Source organism: Oleiphilus sp. HI0067 (assembly GCF_001635735.1).
In genome coordinates this window covers 1-609 of the sequence record NZ_LWFI01000228.1, presented here as the reverse complement: position 1 = coordinate 609, position 609 = coordinate 1, and the positions used below count along the sequence as shown (strand labels likewise).

Sequence of the window (609 nt, the reverse complement as noted above, 5' to 3'; positions counted from 1 at the left end):
CAAGACCATAAACGTGTTGGAAACGGAGATACAGGCCCTAATACTGGTGGAATGGGAGCTTACTCCCCTGCTCCGGTCGTTACTCCGGAAGTTCACGCGCGTATTATGGATCAGGTCATCAATCCAACCTTAAAAGGCATGGCTGAAGAAGGGAATCGTTACCGCGGTTTTCTTTATGCAGGCCTGATGATATCGCCTGATGGTCAACCAAAAGTGATTGAATTCAATTGCCGTTTTGGCGATCCGGAAACACAACCGATCATGATGAGATTAGCGTCTGAGTTGGCACCACTGTGTAGCGCAGCTATTAACGGAACGCTAGCGGATCAAACGCCTCGTTGGCATGATAAGCCCGCTGTAGGTTTAGTGCTCGCCGCAGGAGGATATCCAGCTGCATACGATAAAGGAATCGCAATATCTGGGTTAACCCTGTCTTCGAGCAAAGAAGAGAAAGTCTTTCACGCAGGTACCAGCTTAAAAGACGGTGAAGTTGTGACCTCGGGCGGTCGCGTTCTATGCGCAACAGCACTCGGAGATAGTGTTTCAGAAGCGGCAAGCAATGCTTACGCACTTGCTAAGACGATCAGTTGGGAAGGCATGTTTTATCGC

Annotated in this window: 1 protein-coding gene; it reads left to right on the top strand. The window is 49.4% G+C overall.

What is annotated here, in order from left to right; all coding sequences use genetic code 11:
- Positions 1-609 (top strand): phosphoribosylamine--glycine ligase (locus tag A3739_RS03030; RefSeq protein WP_304440245.1); only part of this gene is annotated, 609 nt, incomplete at both ends.